Raw genomic sequence first — 20,915 nt, 5'->3', positions numbered from 1 at the left:
TTCAGTCCTCACACCCGCTCGATGATGGTGGCAACGCCCATGCCGCCGCCGATGCACAGGGTCACCAGGGCGCGGCGCGCCTGGCGGCGTTCGAGCTCGTCGACCACGGTGCCGACCAGCATCGCGCCGGTGGCGCCGAGCGGGTGGCCCATGGCGATCGCGCCGCCGTTGACGTTGACCTTGTCCTCGTCGAGGTGCAGGTCCTTGATCCACTTGAGCACGACGGACGCGAACGCCTCGTTGAGCTCCCACAGGTCGATGTCCTCGGGCTTGAGGCCCGCGGTCTTCAGGACCTTCTCGGTGGCCGGGGTCGGGCCGGTGAGCATGATCGTCGGCTCGGAGCCGATCGACGCGGTCGCCACGATCCGGGCGCGCGGCGTCAGCCCGAAGGTCTTGCCGATCTGCTCGGAACCGACGAGCACCAGCGCGGCGCCGTCGACGATGCCGGAGGAGTTGCCGCCGGTGTGGACGTGGTTGATGCGCTCGACCGAGTGGTACTTCTGCAGCGCGACGGCGTCGAAGCCGCCCAGCTCGCCGATGCCCGCGAAGGCCGGCTTGAGCTTGCCGAGGCCCTCGACAGTGGAGCCGGGGCGGCGGTGCTCGTCGTGGTCCAGCACGGTCACGCCGTTGATGTCCTTGACCGGGACGACGGACTTGGCGAAGTAGCCGCCGGACCAGGCCGCCTCGGCACGGTCCTGCGAGCGCACGGCCCAAGCGTCGACGTCCTCGCGGGAGAAGCCCTCCATGGTCGCGATCAGGTCGGCACCGGTGCCCTGCGGGACGATGTAGTTGTCGTACGCGGTGGCCGGGTCCATGAACAGCGCGCCGCCGTCGGAGCCCATCGGCACGCGCGACATCGACTCGACGCCGCCGGCGATGATCAGGTTGTCCCAGCCGGAGCGGACCTTCTGCGCGGCGGTGTTGGTGGCTTCCAGGCCGGAGGCGCAGAAGCGGTTGAGCTGCACGCCCGCGACGGTCTCGGGCAGGCCGGCGTTCAGCGCGGCGGTGCGCGCGATGACCGCGCCCTGCTCGCCGACCGGGGAGACGACGCCGAGCACGACGTCGTCGATCACGGCGGGGTCGAGGTTCGGGTGGCGGACCTTGAGCTCTTCGATCAGGCCGACCACCAGGTCGACCGGCTTGGTGCCGTGGAGGGCACCGCCCTTGTTCTTGCCGCGAGGCGTGCGGATCGCCTCGTAGATGTAGGCCTCGCTACTCACAGAAAACTCCTCGCGAGCGGATGGGAACGTCGTCGTGCCTAGCCGTGTCACCGTCGATGATACCGACCAGTAGGGCTAATGGCCATTAACATATCGTCGGATAACCCCATGGTGTCAATGGGTTGCAGGTGTGCCGTTAGCCGCTATCGTCGACTCACCATGACCGACTCAGTACGCACCGCACGCCCCCGCGACCGCAAGGCCCAGCTGGCCGCGGTGGCGGCGGAGCTGTTCCGCGCGCGCGGCTTCCCCGGAGTCGGCATCAAGGACATAGCGGACGCGGCGGGCGTCACGGGCCCGGCGTTGTACCGCCACTTCGCGGATAAGCAGGCGATCCTGGCGTACGTCGTCCTGAGCGGCTTCGAGGACCTGGAGGCGGCGACGGCGGAGGCGCTGTCCGACTCGGTTCCGCCGTCTGACCAGCTTGAATCCCTCCTCGGCCGCCTCGCGACCCAGGCCGTCGAACGCCGCGAAATCGCCGCGCTGTGGCGCTGGGAAGGGCGCCATCTCCCGAAGGAGGACCAGCGGGAGATCGCCCGCCGCTCGACGCTGGCGCTGACGGCGTGGTCGAAGGCCCTCCAGGTCCGGCGCCCGGATCTGCCCGGCGAGGACGCCGAGCTGCTCTGCTGGGCGGCGCTGTCGGTGTTCGGCAGCGTGTCGGTGCACCACACGTCGGTGGCCCGCCGCCGGTTCGCCGCACTGTTGGTCGAACTGGCCCTCGATGTGCTGAACGCCACACTCCCCTCGCCCACTTCGCCACCTTCGTCAGCGGCGGTAAGCCTCGGCACGCCATCCCGCCGCGAGCAGGTCCTGGCGGCGGCAACGGGGCTGTTCGCCCAGCGCGGCTTCCACGACGTGAGCATGGAGGACATCGGAGCGGCGACGGGCATCGCGGGCCCGAGCGTCTACCGCCACTTCCCGAGCAAGGCCGCGCTGATGGTCGCGATCGGTCACCGAGCAGCGGACAGGCTGGCCCTGGCGGCCGAGCGGGCCCTGCAGGCACCGGACGAGCAGTCGGCGCTTTGCCGCCTGGCCGAGTCGTACGTGCACACGATCTTGCGTACACCGGAGCTGCTGGTGTCGTTCTCGGCAGACCGCGTGACCATGCCCGACCGGGACAAGGCAGATTTGCTGCGGGTGCAGCGGGACTACGTCGCGCAGTGGGTGACGCTGCTTTTGACGGTGCGGCCGGAGTTGCCGACGCGGGAAGCGAAAATCACGGTCCACGCCGCCCTGACGATCGCGAACGACCTGGCCCGAACCCGCCGGCTGGCTGCGCGACCGAACTTCGAAGCCGAGCTGACCACGTTGCTGCACACCGTGCTCGGGGTCGCCTGAACAGCCTAACGCTTGCGTCCCTGTCGCAACCGCCCTGAATGCGGGACAATGCAAGCGGGCCAACGGGGTCCGTCGTCCTCCCCAAGAAAGAGAGGATTCCTGATGCAGGCACCGCGCTCCGGCAGGGAAGCGGGAATCGAATCCGAACTTCTCGACCTCGGCGAGGTGTCACTGACGCGACTGCGTACCCTCGACAGCAGCGAAATACGGCAGGCAATACGACATGCGGTCGAACGAGTTTCGTACATTTCGGTGACTGCGAGCAGCAGCGGCGGCGCGAAACGGGTCGACTGAGCTATGCCGCCGGAACCGGACGATACCGCCTCGTCTCTTGGCCAGCATCGCCTGTCGTGGCCTGATTTCGACGCGCTCGCCCGCGGCAAGGGCGGGCCGGATGCGATTCGACGGCTTCGCGCCGCTGAGCGGAGCAGACGTCTGTTGCTCATGCGCGCACTGGTCGACGAGACCACGAAATCCGCCGACATGTTCTACCCTTTGCCCTCTCCCGAACTAGCATGGGAATTGCTTGCTCGCGCTCAGCAGGCAGCCCCGTCCTCCGTGGAAAGCATTCTCGCTCATCCCTACACCGGCAGCTGGCTCGGCTATACCACTCGACTGTACCGTCAAGGTGTCTCCGGGGTCTGCCCGTTGTGGGTTCATATCGGGCACGTCCACTGCCTCGCCGCAGCAGCAGCGATACGAGCGGGTATCACGTTCGAAATCGAAGTGCCCGTCTGGCAGGGAAACGTAATCCTGCCTACGCTTGGCTTGGCACGGCTGAATGCGGCCCAGCCCGCCTCAGTTGCTACAGTACGTGGCCAGGAAGGCATCGCCGAGGTCGGTCAGGAAGAGTCGTGGGTTCACGTGCTCGGTGCCGACCCCCGCTGGCAGCCACTGCGTAAAGCTGTGCTGTGGACGAAAGACCGGCGGCTCTCTCTACGGCTCGACGATGTCGACCCTTATCGAGGACTGTACGAGCCACGACGACCAAGCAGGTTGACCGCATTCGAGATCGAGTCGTGGCGGACCGTGCTGGACAGAGCATGGCAATTGCTCGTCACGCACCTCCCGGCAGTCGCGGAGGCCCTGCCCGAGGGGCTCGAATCCATAGTACCGGCGCCTGCGGTGCCGTTCCGTCTGCCGAGTGCATCGACCGGAGAAGCGTTCGGCAGCGCCGTCATCGCTTACTCGGAAGACCCCGCCGCGTTGGCCGCAGCCTTGGTGCACGAGTTTCAGCACATCCGGCTCGGAGGGCTGCTGCACCTCACCCGCCTCCATGAAGACGACGACAGAGAACGGTTCTATGCCCCATGGCGGGATGATCCACGTCCTCTAGGTGGAGTGGTCCACGGCATCTACGCCTTCTTCGGTGTGACCGCGTTCTGGCGGGCTCTCAGTTTCGCCGAACCGGAAGACCTGCCCGCAGCCTTCGAATTCGCGTTGTGGCGGGTTCAGACCTGGCGCACACTGCAAGCGATCCAGAACGACAACGCACTCACGTCGTCCGGCCGCCGGCTACTGGCCGGCATCGCGGAAGAACTCGCCCCCTGGCAAGACGAGCCGATCCTTCCTGAATCGCTGTTGTGGGCCAACCGCGCCATCGCCGACCACCACATCGGCTGGCGGATCCGCCACCTGCGCCCGGATCCGGGCACGGTGGCCGGTCTCGCCCACGCGTGGCGTACCGGGACCCCCTGGCCAGGCCGGGTTCCCCAGCACCGGAAACCGACCCCCATACCCGATGGCAACTGGCCCGATGCGCGGACAGACCTGATCCGCCTGCGCTTACGCGACGACAGCGCCTCCACACTGCCTTCCAAAGGCCCGTCGGTCCCCGGAGCGACCTCGGCGGACATCGCCTTTGTCGCCGGCAGAATCGGAGACGCGATCACGGGCTATCGCAGAGAACTGACTGCGGACCCGGACAGTCCATCCGCTCTTGCCGGACTCGCGCTGGCTCTGTCGACGTGGTCTACCGGTCCAGTTCCTCGCGCTCTGGTACGACACCCAGAACTAGTCCGAGCGGTGCATCGTCTGCTCCGCCACGACGCTGATGCCTCACCGGAGGCTGTAGCGGGCTGGATCGGGCAGCTCACCTTCTGACCATTGTCACAGCGGCATCGGGTCGATGTCACAGTCAGCCCTTGTACCGCGGGCGGCTGATTGAGTGCCGGGGTGTGATTCGCCCAGCTTCAGGCGATACCCAGCCATAACGGCCACTGCCAGCTCGTCGGCGGCCTCGAGCTGCCCGAGCGCACGCAAGTCCAACGAGTGGTTCAGGCGCACCGCCAACGTCGTCGGGTGCTCCGCACCCAGCACCCGAATGGCTCGCTCGACCAGTTCGGCGTCGAGGGCCGCCGCTTCATTGACTTCCCCGAGCGCGAACAAGTCACTGGCGAGATCGATGCCACAAACGATCGTATGGGGATGATCCTCGCCGAGAAGGCCGCGCAACAGTTCGAGCGACCGTTCATCAAGCGTTCGCGCGGCCGTGGGGTCACCACTGAGACGCAACGTCACTCCGAGGTCGACCGCCGCGGACAACGTGTGCGGATGATGTTCACCCAGAATCTCCCGGTAGAGTTCGAATACCTGCTCGCCCAACCGCCGGGCCTCGTAGAACTCCCGTGCGTGACGCAGATCGATCGAATAACCCAACGCGCAAGCCAATGCGTTCGGGTGCTTGTCCCCGTACCGGATCCGGAAGAGCCGGTAGGCCTCTTGGGAGAGCTCGCGGGCACGTGCGTGCTCGCCGTCCTTTCGGCAAGCGACCGATTGGTGGTATTGACGACGCAGCGTGCCGACGCTGTCCTCGCCGTAGAAAGACTGAGCCTGCTTGGTGATGTGCTCCTGCTCCATGCGGGCCCACGGATAGTCGCCGAGCTCGCGTCGGGCGATCACCATCAGTACCTGGGTCGAGATCGTCGCGTCATTGTCGTAGCCGAGGACCTGGACACGCTGCGCGTAGGTTTGCTCGGCCAGCTTCCGCGCCGTCTCGTAGTCCCCGGTCAGGAGGAGCGACACGACACAGTCGTGCGCAGCGCTCAGGGTGATCGGCTCCTCGGGACCGAAAAGGCCCGTAGCCTTTGTCAGGACCTCTTCGTTGAGTCGGCGTGCCTCAGTGAAGTCGCCACGCGCCTTCAGGATGAGCGCGTACGTGACCTGTGCGTTGAGAGTCTCCTCCCGCTTGGCACCGACAGCATCCATGTAAGCGTTCAGCGTCTGTTCGATGGTTTTGGCGGCATCCGCGTAGCGACCGACCACCCACTGGTAAAAAGCCAGTCGCTCCGACGCGCCGAGCTCCTGAAGGAGCTGATCTTCCGACATCTCCTCGCCGTGTTCCTTGCGGACACGGCGATCTTCCTTCCACGCGTTGACCGCATGCTCGGCGAGCGCCAGTGCTCCCTGATGGTCGCCCCAGTGATAGAGGAACCTGAGCAGGTTCACGACGAGCTGACGCACCCACAGGTCGTCGCACGCGACGAGCTCCGCGTCATAGATGTGCGGCGCGATCTCTTGGTATCGCGGCCAGTGTCGTGGAGATGTGGGGTCGTTCGGATCCAGATTTGCCAGCAACAGGTGCGCTCCGTGGCGCATCTCCTGGCGGTGCTGCTCATCCATTCGACTGCGCAGCACCAGTTGGACGAGCCGATGGAGGAGCAAGGTGTCGGCGCGGTGGTCAATCTTGGCGAGCCCGTAACGGTTGATGTCGCGAACCGCTCGCCCCAACCTGATCGGATCGCGGAGAGCGGCGTCCAGCTCCGGAGCCACTGAAACTCCACGCACGCCGGAAAAGAGGCTGCGCGCGATCGGCTCAGGCGCGAAGAAAGCGCAAACCTGCAAGAGCTGGTGCGCGGCTGGGCTGCGCTCCTTCAGCTCGTCGAACGACACATTCCATGCCGCCGCGACCGAGAGCTCATAGTCGCGCGGAGCCGAGGTGTCGAGCAGCTCGGCGACCTTGCTGTCGAACAGCCTCAGGTAATCACGGGCCGACATCCCGGTCTCCGCGAGCCACGCCGCGGCCTGCTCGATTGCCAACGGAAGATCGCCCAGCTTGTTCGAGATCTGGTCGGCGTCGTCTTCGTCGAGCTCCGGTCCACGGAGACCGAGCAACTGCTTGCTCTCGGCACGTTCGAAGACCGCTACCTCCAGAGGGCTCGCGATGCCGGCCCAGCTCGGGTTGCGCGACGTCACCAGAATGTGCCCACTCCCGCCGCGAGGGAAGAAAGGCCGAACCATGTCCGGTTCCTCCGCGGAGTCGAAGACCAGCAGCCAGCGTTTGTGTGGCCTACCCTTCCGGAGCAGCTCGAGCACCGCAGGAACGGCGGTGATCGCCTCCTCAGAATTGCGCAACCTAAGGCGCTGCGCCAGCTCCGTCAGTGATTTTCGGATCTGAGTGGGATGCGTTGCCTGAATCCACCAGACCATGTCATAGTCTTGGAGGTGGCGATAAATATATTCGACCGCCATCTGCGTTTTTCCAATCCCACCCATTCCGTGCAACGCAGCGGGTAGGACTGCCGTGGTGCCTGCACCCAATTGCAGAGCCATTTGGTCGAGCAGGCTACCCCGTCCGGTGAAATTCGAATTTTGCGGCGGGACCAGCCCCCAAATGGGTGGTACATCGCCATCGGACCTCGGTGGGCGCTCCTGGAACTCGTCGACGTCCGCCACCGCCTTTATGGCCTCCGGACCGAACTCGTCGCGCGCAGACCGGACCTCCGGCGGCGCGGACAGAGTTGGGTCATGGGCACGTTCTGCGGCGGTGGCCATATCACTCACCGGCTCGATCCTAGGGGGACGGCCGGTGAAGGGTGTTGCCTGGGTCACTCCAGAGGAGCTGTCCAGCTGAGCTGCGAGTTTAGCAGCCCTCGAGCTATACGGTCCGGACATTGCCCGCAGCACCACCTGCTGCAAACGCACCCTGTCCGAACCGACGACAGCCGCATCCGGATCAGCCACATCTTCGGGACTCAAGACGGCTTGCCGCAGCCACGCCAGCCCCGGATCTTTGCTTCCGCCATGCCGGTACGCCACGTCGACGGCCGCCGCGGTCTCCGAACGACGTGCGCCGGCGAGGAGCTGCTCCCGAACGAGGCCGGGGAACTCCCAAGTGGCATCATGCCAGGTCGCACCGTCGGGCGATGATTCCAAAAGGCCGCTCGCAAACACTTCGACAATGTGCAGCAACCCCGACCCGGGTACCAGCTTGCTTTGCAGGCGTCGCGCCACCTCGACGCTCACGGGAACGGCGGCGAGCAGTGTTGCCAGCCGGTATGCAGGCCGCGATGCCACGCTCCGAAAGGTACTCACCCGTTCGCGCGCGGCCGGAACCACCTGATCGAGCCAATTCTCCACAGACGAAGGTGCCGCTCCGTCACGAGCCAAAAACACCTTTGCCGGCAGATTCCGCCCACCATACGCGATCAGGGATGACCACCACCTCAGCCACCGCGAGGAAATCCCGAGTACGGGAATCGGTACCGCACGCTCGGCAAATTCCGCGTACTTCGACGGATCCACCCAGTCGTCCGTCAACTTGAATTGATAGCGGCAATTGGTCTGCAGTGGCTCTTCCGCAGTCACCTCGGCCTGATGCAGTTCAGCCCCGGCGCGATCCCACATCCGCTCAGGCAACAAATGCAGGATCGCGACTGGAGCGGCTCTCGCCCACTCGGCGAGGAGTGGTGAGATCGAGCCATTGCGCCACGATTCACCGAGTCCGTCTGTCACCACGAGGACCAACACCCGACGAGCAAGTTTACCGGTCAACTCCTGCGGCCGAGACGTCCGCACTTGGGGACCCTCCCGGCGAAGAACGAACCTGTCGAGCGGACCATTCTCGGTCGGCCCCGTCGGCGCCGCATCCAGCCGCCAATGCTGAACCGCACCAAATACACGCGACGAGGTAGCCACTGACATGAACTTCGCGACCGTCGACCGCCACAAGTCCATCGACGGACCACCGTCTACGACCACAACACAGTCGAGCCGTGGTTCTCCAGATCCTGCACCGTCCATCGTTTCCGAGACGCGTGGACCACCGTCGACTCGGAACGCCAGCAGATTCAGCGCATGGTCGAACTCCTGCAGTGTCAGGTCGTCGACGTCCGGCTTGCCACCGGTACCCTCCGCCATCTCACTGGACCGTCTGGTCTAGCCATTCATCCCGGATCATCCCGCCGTACTCACGACGAAACGTGACAAGGTCTGAAGCCGGCAAGGAACAGCGACCAACCTCAACTGGCCCTACGGTGCAGGAGATGACAACTGCCTGCGCGTTGCCGCCGGCAACCACACCCGAGGACCACAACGGTCCGCGGAACCACGGAGGCACCACTCGTTTCGGGGCAGACCGGAAGATTTCGTCGAGACCCAGCCGTTCGAGCGGTCTGACAGGTGTGCTGCCCTCGGTCATCGCCGGACCCCCTACGCCGGGTACCTTGGCGGGTTGACCAGGAAGACGAGTCTGCTCGGGTCGTCCCACAACACCACCAGATCACGGAGAACATCCAGATCGAACGGCACCTGCTGCTTGCGGAAAACTGCCTGTCGTGACACCTGAGTTCGCATCGGCAACTCCCCCAAGCGGTCATTGTCGACAAGCCACGATACCACCTCACGCAAGACATCCGGGCTCGCATTCGGGTGCCAGGCAAGCACCGGGAGCCCCATACTTATGGCCGCGGCGAGCTGATCTTGACCGGAGACAGCGGTGACCGGCGGTGATTCGGTGAGCACCATCATCACCCATCGCTTGTTACTCAGGATCGATTCCAGCTTGAATTGCTCATCAGTGTCCTTGTCGTGGCAAAAGTACACACGCTCGAGGACAGGTTCTGCAAGGAGTTCCGACCAGCGCTGCCGCCACCGGCGGTGCCAGCGCGGGTGGAGCATGCGCTCCAGGGAACGGATCACAATCGGGTAGGACAGATTCAGCGGCTGCGGCGCACCGGAGGAGATTTCCGCCGACCACGCGTGCACAGGTGCATTCACCAGCGTCCGGGGCAGCACGAACTCAAGGGCCACATCGACCGCTCGTCCCGACCAGGACTCTTCGGCCGAAGCTACGAGTAGGTCGACATGGCTCTCCAGATCTTCGGCTTTGACGAAGACAGTTTCTCCGCACGGAGGCGGCCACTCGCCCGGCTCTTCCTGCCGGTACCCGCACACCCCGAAAAGATCGCGTTCGATAGGGTCTGGCCGGATCACGATCATCAGGTGCAACTCTTCGCGATCCGGCCGTGGCTCGCTCGCCTCGATTCGCAGCTTTCGCAAAGCTGAGTCGAGCTGAAGTCTCCGCGCCTGGGCGGACGCCCATTCCCTGAGCCTCACCCGCACAGCCTCAGGGCAACCAGCTGCGACGTGCTCGAGGAAGATCAATGCGGGCGGCAGCTCCCCAGGCGCGCTGTTAAGATCGGTCAAGTAGCAGAAGGCGGTCCAGGCATCTTCGAACCGGGGTGGCTCTTGGTAGAAGTACCTGCATGCCCGCTGAACCAGTGACGGAAGACGGGTTGGCACCAGACCGACCAGCCAACCTTCCAGCCGAGCCCATTCCGCTTCCGGGAACAGGTCGTGCACCGGCAACTCGGACACAAGCCGACGCACCTTGCGACATTCCGGGCTTCCAGGGCGCATCAGCTCGAGGACCGAGACCAGCGCCCCCATTCCTTCGTCGATCCGGCTGCAGAGGCCGACGATTTCGATCAGCTGGTCGCGTGCGGTCAACTGGTCCGAAACCGTGAGCGGCTGCCGGAGCGCCTGCCTGAGCTCGCTCACCATCAACGTGCGAACCGAGCGATCGTCGGCGAAACCCGCTTCGACGAGCACGTCCACCAGTTCCTTATGCGCACCAATTGCCAATTCAGGTTGCCCCAGTCCCGCCGACACCTGGTGGTTCACCTCACTTCGCCGTACGTGCCGGAAAGTCGAGTTTACCGAGCTTGCCAGCCTTGAAAGATGTCAAAAGCAAGACAAAGAATCAGATCACTTGATCGTCTGGTCGGTCTTTGATGACCTCTGCCAGTGCGGTGACCTGCGGTGATTCCGGTTCGATCATCTTGATCGCGTCCAGCAGATCGTAGAGGCCGTCGGTGAAGCGCTGGCAGGTGCGGGCCAATGCGATCACGTGCAGGCGGTCTTCGGCGTGATAGGGCACCACGTTGGCAATCTCCCGGCGGGGGAACATTTCCAGCAGCAGCCGACGACCGTCGATGCTCCGGACGCACGGCACGGCGAGCAGAGCCTCGACCAACACCGAGAATGCTTCTCTGTTCGCCGGCACCGTGGTCACGCGAACAGGGAAGCCGTTGGTGACCGCGCCGAGCAGGCGGAGCCAGGCCCACGCCGGGGCCTCCCCGACCTTGACCTTGACCGGGATCCGGCGGTAGGACCGCGGATCGGCCGCCGGGTCGTGGATGACCACGTCGTTGTGGAGGAGGTCTGATGTGATCAGTGCCAAGTCGGCCTTCGCGTCCTTCTGCGCGACCTTGGCCTCCGGTGCCTCGAGGATGCGGAACGTGAAGCTCACGGCCTGGCTGATCGAGCCGTGGCTGCCCTGGGCCACTTCGCCCGCGTGCAGTGCCATGCGGAGCTGCACCTGGGCCTCCGCCGCGTGCACGTGGTTGTAGCGGCGCAGCTCGTCGCGCATGCGTTCGGGGAGCTGGGCGACCAGGTCCGCCTTCGCGATCTCCGGGGGCAGCAGGATCATTGCGCCGTCGCCGGTGTTCTCCACGAAGCAGACGTCCCATGGGATGCCGGTTTCCGCGAACGACGTGCGCAGGACCCGCCACAGCCCCTCGTGCACCTCGCGCAGGTGTGCCATGGTGCGGCTCGGGTTGTTGTAGCCGGCGATGTCGACGGCCATGATCGTCCGGTGCAGCGCGGCAGCATACGAAACCACGACACCCACCTCCCCGTCCCGCACTCATTGTCCCAGACGTATGCACGCTCGGCCATGTTCGCGCAGGGCGTTACGGGAAAACCGGACCTCCTTGTCCTTGTTTCGTCCATAATTCGGCGTGCCCACGAGACGCCTGCACCTGGTGAGCGCGGATGAGGACCACCGCGTCTCCACCATCGAGCTCTTCTTCGACCTGGTCTTCGTCTACGCCATCACCCAGACCACCCAGCTGATGGCCGACCACCTGAGCCCCATCGGGGTCGGGCAGGGGCTGGCCATGCTCGCCGTCCTGTGGTGGTGCTGGTGCTCCTATGCCTGGCTCGGGACCACCATCCACGTCGACCACGGGATCGCGCGGCTGGCGATGTTCGGGGCCATGGCCGTGATGTTCCTCGTCTCCCTCACCATCCCCGAGGCCTTCGTCGACTTCTCCGGCGGGCTGTACGCGCCCGTGTTGTTCGTCGTCTGCTACGCGCTCGTGCGGCTGTTGCACCTCGTCGCCTACCTCGGCGCCGCGAAGCACGATCCGGCACTCAAACGTGTCCTGCTCAAGATGTTCGTCGGGCTGCTGCCGTCCGTTGTCCTCCTCGGCATCAGCACCGCGCTGAGCGGGCCGTGGCAGCTGGGCCTGTGGGTCGTGGCGCTGCTGGCCGACTACCTCAACGTCTACCTCAGCGGGCCCGAGGGCTGGCGGCTGAACTCGCCCGCGCACTTCGCCGAGCGGTTCGGGCTGATCGTGATCATCGCGCTCGGGGAGTCGATCGTCGCGATCGGCATCGGGATCGGGTCGCTGCCGATGTCGTGGCTGGTCGTGGGCGCCGCCGTGTGCGGGCTGGCGCTGGCCGCCGGGATGTGGTGGACCTACTTCGACGTCGTCGCGCGCGTCTCCGAGCACCGGCTGACGCAGGCCACCGGCACCGAACGCACGAAGCTCGCCACCGACTCCTACACCTTCCTTCACCTGCCGCTGATCGCCGGCATCGTGCTCGTCGCCCTCGGCCTGAAGAAGTCCTTCCTCTACATCGCCGACACCGAGCACCACACGCCCGGCGAAGCACTGCACGGCGTGCCGATCTGGGCGCTGACCGGCGGCCTCGCGCTCTACCTGGTCGCGCTGAGCGCCCTGCGCAAGCGCAACCTCGGCAGCTGGAACGTCCAGCGGCTGGCCGCCGGGATCCTGCTGCTCGCGGCGACGCCGCTGCTGGAGCACGTGCCCGCCGCCGTGTTGCTGCTGGTCGTCGCCGGGCTCGTGCTCGGGCTCATCGGTTTCGAACGCCTCCGGTTCGCCGAGTGGCGGCGGCAGGTGCACACCGAGCACTCATAACAGCTCGGGGCCGACGACCGACAGCAACTGCAGCTTCTCGGCGTCCTCGGTGCCGGGCGTGGCGGTGAAGACCAGCAGCACCTGGGCGAAGTCGTCGGTGTGCAGCAGCTGGCAGTCGAGCGCGATCTCGCCGAAGCCCGGGTGCACGATCGTCTTGCGGCGCTCGAACGGCACCGAGACTTCGTGCGCCTCCCACAGCTTCGCGAACTCCGCGCTCTTCGCCGCCAGCAGCCGCGCCAGCTCCGCGGCCCGCGAGTCGCTGCCCGACGAAGCCCGCAGGGTCGCCACCAAGAACCGGGCGTGACGCGCGCGGTCCGCCGGCGGGTAGAGCAGCTGCTCCGCCGGGTCGGTGAACCACCGGTAGGCAGCGCTGCGGGCGGGCCCGGTGTGGCCGGTCTCGTCCCCGAGCAGCGCCTGGGCCGGCCGGTTCTGCACCAGCGTCTCGCCGAGGTTCGACATCACCTGCGCGGGCGTGTCGTGCAGCCGGTCCAGCACGCGCATCAGCGCCGGGCTGACGTGGTCCGCGCGCGACACCCGGGACGGCGCCGTGTGCCCGGCCAGCCGGAACAGGTGGTCGCGCTCGTCCAGGGTGAGCCGCAGGCCGCGGGCGATCGCGGCCAGCATCTGCTCCGACGGCCGCGGCCCGCGCTGCTGCTCCAGCCGCGTGTAGTAGTCGGTGGACATGCCCGAGAGCGTCGCGACCTCCTCGCGACGCAGCCCGGACGTGCGGCGACGCTGCCCGGGCGGCAGCCCGACGTCCTCCGGGCGCAGGGCTTCGCGGCGGCGGCGCAGGAAGTCGGCGAGTTCGGCACGGTCCACGTCGTCGATTATCGGCGCTCTCCCGGCCGGTGCCAGGGATCACCGATCCCCCGATCGACGCGCTCTGCCACGACGCCCGCGGCGCCGTGACGCTGAAGCCATGACCACTTACCTCATCACCGGCGCCGGCGGCGGCCTCGGCGCCATCACCGCCCGCGAGCTCGCCGCCCGGGGTGACCGCGTCGTCCTCGCCGTGCGCGATCCCGCCCGCGTCACTCCGCCGCCGGGCGACACCGAGGTCCGGCGCCTCGACCTCGCCGACCTGGCCTCGGTGCGCGAGTTCGCCGCCGGCTGGACCGGCGACCTCGACGTCCTGGTCAACAACGCCGGCGTCATGGCCGTGCCGTACGCGAAGACCGCCGACGGCTTCGAGACGCACATGGCCGTCAACCACTTCGGGCCGTTCCTGCTGACGAACCTGCTTCGGCCGCACCTCACAGGACGGGTCGTTACCGTCTCGTCCGGTCTGTCGCGGATGGGACGGCTCCGTCTCGACGACCTGAACTGGGAGCGACACCGCTACTCGGAGATGGGCGCGTACGCGCAGTCGAAGCTGGCGAACCTGCTGTTCACGCAGGAGCTGCAGCGGCAGCTGACCGAGTCCGGGAGCAGCGTCCGCGCGGTCGCCGCCCACCCCGGCGTCGCGCGCACCGGGATCGACCGCAACTACGGCGGCGTGCAGTCCCTGGCCCTGCGGGCGCTCTACCCGGTCATCGCGCAGAAGAAAGCCGAGTACGGCGCGCTGCCCATCCTGTTCGCCGCGACCGAGGACGTCCCTCCGAACGCCTACGTCGGCCCGGGCGGACGGTCCGGCGAGCGGCCGAAGCTCGAACGGCGGCGGGACGACGCCGACGCCCGGGAACTGTGGACGATCTCGGCCCGGCTCACTCGTAAGTGAGCCCACACTGGCGCCGAGTCGCGTCCCGCGTTAACCTACTCACGAGTAGGTAACGGACGGAGGGCCACAATGGCTGCGCCAAGGAAACGGGACGCGATGGGCTGGGGCCTGTCCGCGCTGACCCGGCTGGCCGGGAGCAAAGTCGTGGATCGGGCCGGGCTGCGCAAGCCCATCGAAGGCCTGGTCACCGCGGGGACGCGCAACGGCTTCCGCGTCGCCGGCGCGGCGACCCGGTCGTTCAAGTCGGCGCAGAAGCTGGGCAAGCCCGCCCGGCTCGCACCGGCCGGCGACACCGGGCTGTTCGACCTCACGCCGAGCGAGGACCAACAGCTCATCGTCGAGACCGTGACGGAGTTCGCCGCCGAGCAGCTGCGCCCGGCCGCCGCGGACGCCGACGCCAAGCTCGAGGCGCCCGAAGGGCTGCTGACCCGGGCGGCCGAGCTGGGCATCAGCCTGGTCGGCATCCCCGAGGAGCTCGGCGGTGTCGGTGCCGAACGCTCGGTCGTCACCAACGCGCTCGTCGCGGAAGCGCTTGCGCACGGGGACCTCGGCCTGGCCGTGGCCGTGCTCGCGCCGTCCGCGGTGAGCACCGCGCTGGTCGGCTGGGGCGACGAGCAGCAGCAGGCCGACTACCTGCCGGCGTTCGTCGGCGAGAACGTGCCCGCCGCCGCGCTGGCGCTTCAGGAGCAGAGGGCGCTCTACGACCCGTTCAAGCCCGCGACGAAGGCGCGTCGCACGCCGAAGGGCTACCAGCTCGACGGCGTGAAGTCGCTGGTCCCGCGCGCGGCGCAGGCCGAGCTGTTCATCGTGTCGGCCGACCTCGAAGGCCGCGGCCCGGCGCTGTTCCTCGTCGAGTCGTCGAACGCCGGGGTGACCATCGAGTCCGAGCCGGCCATGGGCCTGCGCGGCGCGGCGACCGGCAAGCTGCACCTTTCGAGCGTCGCGCTACCGGCGGGCGCGCTCCTCGGCGGCGGCAAGCTCGACGTCTTCACCGACCTCGTCCGACTCTCGCGGCTGGGCTGGGCGGCGCTGGCCGCCGGCACCGCGAAGGCCGTCCTCGACTACGTCGTTCCCTACGTCAACGAGCGGACGGCGTTCGGCGAGCCGATCAGCCACCGGCAGGCGGTGGCGTTCTCCGTCGCGGACATCGCGATCGAGCTGGAGGGCCTGCGGCTGGTCACGCTGCGGGCGGCGGCGCGGGCCGAGCAGGGCAAGCCGTACGCGCGGGAAGTCGCGCTGGCCCGGAAGCTGGCCGTGGACAAGGGCATGCAGATCGGCAGCGCGGGTGTGCAGCTGCTGGGCGGGCACGGCTTCGTGAAGGAGCACCCCGTCGAGCGCTGGTACCGGGACCTGCGCGCCATCGGCGTCATGGAAGGCGCCGTCCTTCTCTAGGTTTCGGAAAGGCGTTAACGATGATTAACCTGGAAGCTCCCAAGAAGGCCGGCGCCCTGATCAACCAGGCGTACCAGGCCGCGGCCGAGGTGTTCCGGCCGATCTCGCGCAAGTACGACCGCGCGGAGCACACGTACCCGGCCGAGCTGGACATGTTCGCGGCGCTGCTGGACGGGCTCAACTCGTCCGGCGAGGGCGGCGCGGGCGCGGCGGGCGTGCGGCGCTCCGGTCCCGACAAGGAGAAGGGCAACCGCAACGGCGCCAACCTGAACGTCGTCCTCGGCACGATCGAGATGTGCTGGGGTGACGTCGGCCTGCTGCTGTCGATGCCGCGCCAGGGCCTCGGCAACGCGGCGATCGGCTCGGTCGCGACGGACGAGCAGCTGGAACGGTTCTCCGGCATGTGGGCGGCGATGGCGATCACCGAGGCCGGTTTCGGCTCGGACTCCGCGGCGGTCAGCACGACCGCCCGGCTCGACGGCGACCACTACGTCCTCAACGGCGAGAAGATCTTCGTGACGTCGGGCGAGCGCGCCGACGCGGTGGTGGTCTGGGCGACGCTGGACAAGTCCAAGGGCCGCGCGGCGATCAAGTCGTTCGTGGTGGAGAAGGGCACGCCGGGCTTCGAGGTGGTGCGCGTCGAGCACAAGCTCGGCATCCGCGCGTCGGACACGGCGGTGCTGCGGTTCGAGAACTGCCGCGTCCCGGCGGAGAACCTGCTGGGCACGCCTGAAATCGACACAGCCAAGGGCTTCGCGGGCGTCATGCAGACGTTCGACAACACGCGGCCCCTGGTGGCAGCGATGGCGATCGGCGTCGCGCGGGCGGCTTTGGAGGAGACTCGGCGGATCTTGTCCGAGGCCGGCGTTTCCATTGATTACGACCGCCCGGCGAACGCCCAGCACGCGGCCGCGGCGGAGTTCCTGCGCCTGGAGGCCGACTACGAATCGGCGTACCTGCTGACGCTGGAATCGGCGTGGATGGCGGACAACCGCAAGCCGAACTCCCTGCAGGCGTCGATGGCCAAAGCCAAGGCGGGGCGGTCGGTGGTGGAGATCGCGCTGAAGTGCGTCGAGCTGACCGGGGCTTACGGTGAGGAGTCTTTGCTCGAAAAGTGGGCCCGGGACGCCAAAATCCTGGATATTTTCGAGGGGACTCAGCAGATTCAGCAGCTCATCGTGGCTCGGCGAGTGCTCGGGAAGACGTCCGCTCAGCTGAAGTGAGCGCCCGGCGGTCGGCCTCCGGTACCCTCGCGGTCCGGAGGCCGACTGTGACCGAACCCATCGAGACCCGCGTGTACGAGCCTGGGGATACCACTCCGATCAAATCGCCGGAGGAGTGGGACGCCGAAGGCTGGGACGCCGACCGGCAACTACCGAAAACCCTCGACGAAGCCCGCGAAGCCCTCGCCACGCGGATCGCGGCGCATGACTCGTCCGACACCGAAGCCGACGCCGGCGCCTACGACGCGTTGGAGGGCTGACCCGTGTACGTTCCCTGGCTCGTCGATGCCGCCCGCAGCACCGGCTATCCCGTTGTCGAAGTGCCCGGTTGGCAGACCCGCGGCCACGGCGGCATGCGCGTTGTCGAAGGCGTTGTCGGGCACCACACCGCCACCGCCGATTCCGCGCCCGGCGACTATCCCTCGCTCGACATCGTCACCCATGGCCGCCCCGATCTCGCCGGGCCGCTGTGCAACCTCGGGCTCGGCCGCAGCGGCACCGTCTACGTCGTTGCCGCCGGCTGTGCTCACCACGCCGGTGCGTCGCGTTGGCTCGGGTTTCTCGACGTCAACGACGAGTTCCTCGGCATCGAAGCGGAGTCCGCGGGCGCCGGCGGCTGGACGGACGCGCAGCTCGACGCCTACCCCAAGCTCGTCGCCGCGTTGCTGCGGTACATGTCGCGCGGTGTCGAGCGCTATGCCGGGCACAAGGACGTCTGCATTCCCGTCGGCCGCAAGATCGACCCGGTCGGCATCGACACCGGCTGGCTGCGCGAGCGTGCCGCCAACCCCACCGGCGCCGGGGCGTACAACGCGGGAGTCGAGCTCCTGGAACGGATCACCGTCACACCGCCGGACGCCGGCGAGCACATCGTCCGCGTCTTCCTGGCCGGCAGCGCCGGCGGGGCGATCGTGGTCCGGCCCCGGCTGGGCGGCGACGGCTTCGCGCGGCCGATGTGGGTGTCGAACATCTACGCGTGGGGTTCGGATCACGCGGGCGTCGGCCACAACCCCGGGCAGATCCCGGGCCACGACCCGAAGCTGACGTCGCACCGGCGCTACGACCTGCCCGGCGCGGTGTGGGCGGACGTCCGCTACAGCGCGGCCGAGCCGTTCGAGATCGACCTGGTCGGCTGAGGCCTAGTCGGCTGAGGCCTGGTCGTCGAGGAACTCGTCCAGGTAGCGCCACGTCGTGCCGCGCGCCTTGCGGCCAGTCAGCACGCCCAGGTGCCCGCCCGGAGCCGTCTTGAAGCGGACCTCCGGGGCCTTGTCCAGCAGCTCCACCACCCGCTCCACCGACGGCCGCGGCGCGATCGTGTCGTTCTCGCCCGCCACCACCAGCGTCGGGACCCGGACCGACGACAGCGAGATGATGCGCCCGTTGAGGTCGACCTTGCCCTCCGCCAGGTCGTTCGTGCGGAACAACCGGTGGTACAGCTGGCCGAACGTGCGGCCCGGGTAGGCGTACATGTTGCCCATGAAGTGGTCGACCGCCTCGATCTGCGCGAGGTAGTCGCGGTCGTCGAGGTGCGAAAGGATCGCGATCGGTTTCGTGATCTCCTTGCTGATGCCCGTCGCGCGGAAGACCCGGCTGACCAAATAGGACGGTGCGCCGCCGAACGCGCGGTAGATCGGCGTCAGGAGGTGGCCGTTCGTCAGGTCCACCAGCGGGCGGAACGGCGCCACGATGGGGATCGCCGTGAAGTCCACCGGGGAGCCGATCGCGGTGATCGACGCGATCGGGAGGTCCGACTGGTCCGCGTTCACCAGCAGCGAGAAGATCCCGCCCAGCGACCACGACACCAGGTGCACCGGCTGCCCGCCGGCGTCCGCACTCACCTTGCGGATCGCCCGCGGGAGGACCTCGTCGATCCAGTGCTCGATGCCCAGGCGCCGGTCCGAGAAGGCGACCATGCCGTAGTCGACGAGGTACGCGTTGCGACCGCCCTCGACCAGGTGCTCGATGAGGCTGCAGCCGCGGCGCAGGTCGAAGCAGATCGCCGGCGCGGCCAGCGGCGGCACCAGCAGGATCGGCGGCCCGGACACCGGGCGGCTGCTGTGCGTCATCCGGTACACCGAGCGGTTGGGGCCCTGGTCGATCAGCACCCGCGGCATCGGGCGCAGGTCGGCGACACCGCCGTGCAGCACCTTGCCGACCACGTTCGACGCCGCGGCGGCCAGCCGTGCGGGCGGTGAAACCATTTCCTCGAGCCTCCTGCGACGTCCCCCGGGCACTTCCCGGCAATCTTGCCGGGTCAGGCCGGTGGACTCAACACCGGCCACGTCCAAATCGGACAGACGCTAGGCCGTCCGAGCTACTCCGTGCCCGCCCCGGGTGCGCTCTCGGCGGCGCGCGCCTCGTAGTCCGCGCGGGCCGGGGAATGGGCCGCTGAAGCCAAAAGCTGGTCGGCTTTGAGCACGCGGGCGAGCGCCTCACCGGCCCGGCGCGGCAGCAGCCGGGTGAGCTTGCCCATAGTTCCCACGGATCGGGGCACGAAGACCTCGAACCGCGGCTTGCGCAGGGTGGCCACGATGGCGTCGGCCACGTCTTCCGGGCGCGACGACTTGAACAGCTTCGCCTCGCCGAGGCCGCTCGCGAGCTCCGTCCGGACGATCGCCGGCATCACGCACGAAACGTGCACCCCGGACCCGTGCAGCTCCAGGTGCACCGCCTCGGACAGCCCGACGACGGCGTGCTTGGTCGCGCAGTACGTCGCCGCGCCGGGGAAGCCGGCCTTGCCCGCGAACGACGCGACGTTCACGATGTGCCCGGACCGCCGCGGCCGCATCCGCTTCACCGCTTCACGGGTGCCGTGGATGACGGCGTGCAGGTTGATCTCGAGCTGACGCCGGGTCGTCGCGTCGCTCTCTTCTTCGAGGAGAGCCAGCGGCATGATCCCGGCGTTGTTGATCAGCACGTCGATCCGGCCGTGGCGGCGCTCGACCTCGTCGAGGAACTCGGTGAAGCCGCGGATGTCGGTGACGTCCAGCGGCAGCGCCTCGGCGTCCAGCTCCCCGGCCGTCTTCTCGGCCCGGACCTGGTCGAGGTCGCCGATCACCACCCGCGCGCCCAGCCGGGACAGCGCCGACGCGGTCGCCGCGCCGATCCCCTGCCCGCCGCCGGTGATGACGACGACCTTGCCCGCGAGCTCCTCGGCCATGGCGACTCCTTCGTCTGTTGGCAACGCGTCAACAGTGTCACCCCTGGCCCGCGATCGCGCTACCCCACGCGTTGCTCGAAGACCTGCCCGACCCACTCCTCGACGTGGAACTGCACCGTCGGCTTGAAGCCCTGGCTCTCGTAATACCGCTGCAGGTCGCCGTCGCCGCCGGCCCAGCAGTCGACGCGCACGAGGTCGATGCCGCGTCGCCGCGCCTCGTCGAGCGCGTATTCGATGAGCCGCCCGCCGACGCGCTGCCCGGTGAACCGCCGCGACGTGATCAGCAATCGGACGTACAGTTCACGCTCGTTAACCGGCGGCACGTGCGGGTCGTGCTCCTCGGAGACGATCAGCGCGCCGGCCGGCTCGCCGTCGACCATCGCGATGCGCAGGCCCGGGTCCGCGGCCATCCCCTTGACGCGCTCGACGCGCTTCGGGACGCGGCTCCACGGCTCGGTCCCCCACTGCTTCGAGCTGCCCCGCGCGACGAGCCATTCGACGGCTTCGTCGAAGAAGCCCAGCAGCGTGTCAGCATCCCCAGAATCACCCGATCGGATGACGGTGTTGTCCATGCCCTTGTTTACCGCACTGGCAGTACCCGCGGGCCGACTTCGGCGATCCACGTCGCGTTCAGGCGGC

17 protein-coding genes are annotated in these 20,915 nt (G+C 67.7%); 9 read left to right on the top strand and 8 right to left on the bottom strand.

All coding sequences use genetic code 11. The annotated features are described in order from the left end of the window. Window positions 1–8: 8 nt before the first annotated feature. On the bottom strand, window positions 9–1,220 hold the full coding sequence (locus AB0C38_RS32730; RefSeq protein ID WP_360680988.1) for an acetyl-CoA C-acetyltransferase: 1,212 nt from the start codon (window positions 1,218–1,220) through the stop codon (window positions 9–11). Between the two features lie 159 nt (window positions 1,221–1,379). On the opposite strand from AB0C38_RS32730, the gene AB0C38_RS32725 reads away from it, so the two are divergent. From AB0C38_RS32725 to AB0C38_RS32715, 3 genes are all read left to right on the top strand, one after another. Further along, entirely contained in the window at window positions 1,380–2,558 is a 1,179-nt protein-coding gene (locus AB0C38_RS32725) for a TetR/AcrR family transcriptional regulator (protein ID WP_360680987.1), read from the top strand. A 102-nt stretch (window positions 2,559–2,660) separates the two neighbouring features. Continuing rightward, window positions 2,661–2,852 (top strand): hypothetical protein, encoded by a 192-nt coding sequence (locus AB0C38_RS32720; RefSeq protein ID WP_360680985.1) that lies wholly within the window; start codon window positions 2,661–2,663, stop codon window positions 2,850–2,852. A gap of 3 nt (window positions 2,853–2,855) precedes the next feature. Next, the gene (locus AB0C38_RS32715) at window positions 2,856–4,661 is read left to right on the top strand and encodes an HEXXH motif domain-containing protein (RefSeq protein ID WP_360680983.1); all 1,806 of its coding nucleotides are present in this window, start codon (window positions 2,856–2,858) and stop codon (window positions 4,659–4,661) included. A 6-nt stretch (window positions 4,662–4,667) separates the two neighbouring features. Here AB0C38_RS32715 and fxsT read toward each other — a convergent pair whose 3' ends face one another. The 3 genes from fxsT to AB0C38_RS32700 all read right to left on the bottom strand — a co-directional run bounded on the left by fxsT (window position 4,668) and on the right by AB0C38_RS32700 (window position 11,469). Beyond that, on the bottom strand, window positions 4,668–8,696 hold the full coding sequence (gene fxsT / locus AB0C38_RS32710) for an FxSxx-COOH system tetratricopeptide repeat protein (RefSeq protein WP_360680981.1): 4,029 nt from the start codon (window positions 8,694–8,696) through the stop codon (window positions 4,668–4,670). Between the two features lie 291 nt (window positions 8,697–8,987). Further along, a complete protein-coding gene (locus tag AB0C38_RS32705) occupies window positions 8,988–10,448 on the bottom strand; it encodes a hypothetical protein (RefSeq protein WP_360680979.1) in 1,461 nt (486 codons plus the stop codon). 91 nt (window positions 10,449–10,539) lie between these two features. Next, the gene (locus AB0C38_RS32700) at window positions 10,540–11,469 is read right to left on the bottom strand and encodes a hypothetical protein (RefSeq protein WP_360680977.1); all 930 of its coding nucleotides are present in this window, start codon (window positions 11,467–11,469) and stop codon (window positions 10,540–10,542) included. Window positions 11,470–11,578: 109 nt separating this feature from the next. Here AB0C38_RS32700 and AB0C38_RS32695 point away from each other — a divergent pair, with 109 nt between their 5' ends. Then, window positions 11,579–12,784, top strand: coding sequence for a low temperature requirement protein A (locus tag AB0C38_RS32695; protein ID WP_360680976.1), 1,206 nt, complete (start codon window positions 11,579–11,581; stop codon window positions 12,782–12,784). Here the strand turns inward: AB0C38_RS32695 and AB0C38_RS32690 are convergent. Further along, entirely contained in the window at window positions 12,779–13,603 is an 825-nt protein-coding gene (locus AB0C38_RS32690) for a helix-turn-helix transcriptional regulator (RefSeq protein WP_360680974.1), read from the bottom strand. The two genes, AB0C38_RS32695 and AB0C38_RS32690, sit on opposite strands and share 6 nt — an antisense overlap. A 100-nt stretch (window positions 13,604–13,703) precedes the next feature. Between AB0C38_RS32690 and AB0C38_RS32685 the strand changes: the two genes are divergently transcribed. The 5 genes from AB0C38_RS32685 (at window position 13,704) to AB0C38_RS32665 (ending at window position 18,252) form a co-directional block, all read left to right on the top strand. Next, the gene (locus AB0C38_RS32685) at window positions 13,704–14,501 is read left to right on the top strand and encodes an SDR family NAD(P)-dependent oxidoreductase (RefSeq protein ID WP_360680972.1); all 798 of its coding nucleotides are present in this window, start codon (window positions 13,704–13,706) and stop codon (window positions 14,499–14,501) included. Window positions 14,502–14,597: 96 nt separating this feature from the next. Further along, a complete protein-coding gene (locus AB0C38_RS32680) occupies window positions 14,598–15,893 on the top strand; it encodes an acyl-CoA dehydrogenase family protein (RefSeq protein WP_360681083.1) in 1,296 nt (431 codons plus the stop codon). A gap of 20 nt (window positions 15,894–15,913) precedes the next feature. After that, on the top strand, window positions 15,914–17,116 hold the full coding sequence (locus AB0C38_RS32675; protein ID WP_360680970.1) for an acyl-CoA dehydrogenase family protein: 1,203 nt from the start codon (window positions 15,914–15,916) through the stop codon (window positions 17,114–17,116). A gap of 47 nt (window positions 17,117–17,163) precedes the next feature. Further along, entirely contained in the window at window positions 17,164–17,376 is a 213-nt protein-coding gene (locus tag AB0C38_RS32670) for a hypothetical protein (protein WP_360680969.1), read from the top strand. A 3-nt stretch (window positions 17,377–17,379) separates the two neighbouring features. Then, window positions 17,380–18,252 (top strand): N-acetylmuramoyl-L-alanine amidase, encoded by an 873-nt coding sequence (locus AB0C38_RS32665; protein ID WP_360680968.1) that lies wholly within the window; start codon window positions 17,380–17,382, stop codon window positions 18,250–18,252. A gap of 3 nt (window positions 18,253–18,255) precedes the next feature. Here the strand turns inward: AB0C38_RS32665 and AB0C38_RS32660 are convergent, their stop codons facing one another. From AB0C38_RS32660 to AB0C38_RS32650, 3 genes are all read right to left on the bottom strand, one after another. Further along, the gene (locus AB0C38_RS32660; protein ID WP_360680966.1) at window positions 18,256–19,317 is read right to left on the bottom strand and encodes an alpha/beta fold hydrolase; all 1,062 of its coding nucleotides are present in this window, start codon (window positions 19,315–19,317) and stop codon (window positions 18,256–18,258) included. A gap of 113 nt (window positions 19,318–19,430) precedes the next feature. Beyond that, window positions 19,431–20,276: an SDR family oxidoreductase gene (locus tag AB0C38_RS32655; protein WP_360680964.1), complete on the bottom strand. Its 846-nt coding sequence runs from the start codon at window positions 20,274–20,276 to the stop codon at window positions 19,431–19,433. Window positions 20,277–20,335: 59 nt separating this feature from the next. After that, window positions 20,336–20,848 (bottom strand): GNAT family N-acetyltransferase, encoded by a 513-nt coding sequence (locus AB0C38_RS32650; protein ID WP_360680963.1) that lies wholly within the window; start codon window positions 20,846–20,848, stop codon window positions 20,336–20,338. Window positions 20,849–20,915: the final 67 nt, after the last annotated feature.

It is taken from the genome of Amycolatopsis sp. NPDC048633, from assembly GCF_040650695.1.
In the GTDB taxonomy this organism is placed as follows: Bacteria; Actinomycetota; Actinomycetes; order Mycobacteriales; family Pseudonocardiaceae; genus Amycolatopsis.
The sequence above is the reverse complement of the archived record's forward strand: the minus strand, read 5'-3'. Positions and strand labels throughout refer to the sequence as shown.

Bases quoted from the DNA above. Each gene is read 5' to 3' on its own strand.
- AB0C38_RS32685 (WP_360680972.1), top strand. From the start codon at position 13,704: ATGACCACTTACCTCATCACCGGCGCCGGCGGCGGCCTCGGCGCCATC.
- AB0C38_RS32650 (WP_360680963.1), bottom strand. From the start codon at position 20,848: ATGGACAACACCGTCATCCGATCGGGTGATTCTGGGGATGCTGACACG.
- AB0C38_RS32675 (WP_360680970.1), top strand. From the start codon at position 15,914: ATGATTAACCTGGAAGCTCCCAAGAAGGCCGGCGCCCTGATCAACCAG.
- AB0C38_RS32715 (WP_360680983.1), top strand. From the start codon at position 2,856: ATGCCGCCGGAACCGGACGATACCGCCTCGTCTCTTGGCCAGCATCGC.
- AB0C38_RS32660 (WP_360680966.1), bottom strand. From the start codon at position 19,317: ATGGTTTCACCGCCCGCACGGCTGGCCGCCGCGGCGTCGAACGTGGTC.
- fxsT (WP_360680981.1), bottom strand. From the start codon at position 8,696: ATGGCGGAGGGTACCGGTGGCAAGCCGGACGTCGACGACCTGACACTG.
- AB0C38_RS32725 (WP_360680987.1), top strand. From the start codon at position 1,380: ATGACCGACTCAGTACGCACCGCACGCCCCCGCGACCGCAAGGCCCAG.
- AB0C38_RS32655 (WP_360680964.1), bottom strand. From the start codon at position 20,276: ATGGCCGAGGAGCTCGCGGGCAAGGTCGTCGTCATCACCGGCGGCGGG.
- AB0C38_RS32680 (WP_360681083.1), top strand. From the start codon at position 14,598: ATGGGCTGGGGCCTGTCCGCGCTGACCCGGCTGGCCGGGAGCAAAGTC.
- AB0C38_RS32720 (WP_360680985.1), top strand. From the start codon at position 2,661: ATGCAGGCACCGCGCTCCGGCAGGGAAGCGGGAATCGAATCCGAACTT.